2 protein-coding genes are annotated in these 2,206 nt (G+C 70.9%); both read left to right on the top strand.

All coding sequences use genetic code 11. The annotated features are described in order from the left end of the window. Window positions 1-66: 66 nt before the first annotated feature. A complete protein-coding gene (locus tag ADL12_RS21310; RefSeq protein ID WP_062704269.1) occupies window positions 67-597 on the top strand; it encodes a DUF485 domain-containing protein in 531 nt (176 codons plus the stop codon). Further along, complete coding sequence (locus tag ADL12_RS21305; protein ID WP_062704268.1) at window positions 594-2,204, top strand: sodium/solute symporter; 1,611 nt, start codon at window positions 594-596, stop codon at window positions 2,202-2,204. Before ADL12_RS21310 ends, ADL12_RS21305 begins: the two co-directional genes overlap by 4 nt. Window positions 2,205-2,206 lie beyond the last annotated feature (2 nt).

Genomic DNA, 2,206 nt, shown 5'->3' with positions numbered 1-2,206 from the left:
TGGCTCCCCCCCCCCCCCCCCCCTGCGGTCCGCCCCCCCGGACCCGAGCCACGAAAGGAGCACGGGATGCCCCCGCCCTACGACCCGTCACCGCCGTACCCGTACGGCCCTGGTGACACCGGCACGTCTCCACCACCCACGTCACCGCCGTACGCCACCTACCCCTGGCAACCCCCCGCCCCACCGCAGCCACCGCCACCCCCACGGCACCGAACCCCCGACCGCCCGCCCCTCGGCCACCACAGCGACCTGCGCATCCTGCGCACCGCCTACCGCTGGCAGCGGCGCGTCGCGACGCTCACCGCGCTCGGGTACTTCACCATCTTCCTGATCCTGTCCGCCTTCGCGCCCGGGTTCATGACGAGCACGGTCACCGACGGACTCCCCGCCGGCCTGCTGCTCGCGCTGCTCCAACTGCCCGTCACCTGGCTGGCGATAGGCCTGTACGAGCACACCGCCCGCCGTTACGTCGACCCGCTCGCGGACCGCATCCGCAAGGAGGCCGCGGTGGACGCCAAACGGGAGTCGGCGAAGCGGGGGACAGGGACGAGGCAGACGGGGACGAGGGGGACGGGGACGAGGGGGACGTGGGGATGACGGACTTCAGTGGAGACGCGCAGGCGATGTCGCTGGTCGCGTTCTGCGCCGTGGCCACCATCACGCTGCTGCTGTGCGTGATGACGGGCCCGGACCGCGACGACCTCGACGAGTTCTACACGGGTTACAGCTCCCTGTCCCCGATGCGCAACGGCCTGGCGATCGCCGGCGACTACATCAGCGCGGCGACCGTACTGGGCACGACCGGCGTGGTCGCGCTGTGCGGTTACGACGGCATCGTGCTGGCGCTGAGCACGGCCCTGTCGCTGATGCTGCTGATGTTCCTGCTGGCCGAACCCCTGCGCAACGCGGGCCGGTTCACGATGGGCGACGCGCTGGCACGCCGTATGCCGGGGCGGGGGGTGCGTATCGCGGCGTGCGCGGTGACGCTGGCCGCGCTGGTGCCACTGATGCTGGTGCAGCTTGCCGGGACCGGGCAGTTGCTGGCGTTCATCCTCGGGTTCTCGGGCGACTCCCTCAAGACGGGGTGCATCATCGGGCTGGGCGCGCTGATGATCAGCTACGCGGCGATCGGCGGGATGAAGGGCACCGCGCTCATCCAGATCCTGAAGATGGTGATGCTGCTCGGGTCGGGCGCCGTTGTCGCCGTACTGGTGCTGGCGCGGTTCGACTGGGATCCGGGGGCGCTGTTCAACACGGCGGCGGAGCGGAGCGGGGTCGGCTCGGCGTTCCTGGAGTCGGGGCTGCAGTTCGCGGGCGGACCGCATCCCCGCCTGGACATGATCAGCTCGCAGCTCGCGGTCGTCCTCGGCGGCGCCTGTCTGCCGCACATCACGATGCGCATGTACACGGCGTCGGGCGCGCGTCAGGTGCGGCGCTCGATGTCGTGGGCGGTGTCCAGCGTGGCACTGTTCGTGCTGGTGATCACGGTGATCGGCTTCGGCGCGACGGCGCTGATCGGGCGTGAGGTCATCGCCGGGGCGGACCCGCAGGGCAACACGGCCTATCTGCTGGGCTCCAGGGCCGCCTTCGGCGCCGACGTCTCCGCCGCGGAGACCCTCCTCTTCACGACGGTCACCACGGCCATCTTCCTGACCGTGCTCGCCTCGGTCGCGGGCATGATCCTCGCCTGCGCGAACTCCCTCGCCCATGACGTGTTCGCCGTGCGGCTACGGGAGTTGTCCGGCCGCCGCGAGATGATGCTGGCGCGACTGTCGGCGCTGGCGGTGGGGGTCCCGGCGATCGTGCTGGCGACGATGGTCCAGCACCGCAGCCTGCAGCCACTGGTGACCCTGTCCTTCTCCCTGGGCGCCTCGGCCATCGCCCCGGCCCTCGTCTACAGCCTGTTCTGGCGCCGGTACACCCGGGCCGGACTGCTGTGGACCCTGATCGGCGGCTCGGTGGCCGTGCTGGTGCTGATGCCGGGGACCAACCTGGTCTCGGGATCACCGGTTTCGGCCTTCCCCGACGCCGACTTCAACTGGTTCCCTTTCACGACGCCCGGGCTGGTGTCGATCCCGGCCGGATTCCTCTTCGGCTGGCTGGGGACGGTCGTGTCGGGGCGCCGGAAGTCGGAGAACCAGCGGCGACAGTACGAGGCTGTGGAGGGGTGGATTCTGGCGGGGGCGGTACGGCGGGGGAATTGACC

The sequence above is a fragment of the Streptomyces regalis genome, assembly GCF_001509475.1.
Taxonomy (GTDB): Bacteria; Actinomycetota; Actinomycetes; order Streptomycetales; family Streptomycetaceae; genus Streptomyces; species Streptomyces regalis.
The sequence above is the reverse complement of the archived record's forward strand: the minus strand, read 5'-3'. Positions and strand labels throughout refer to the sequence as shown.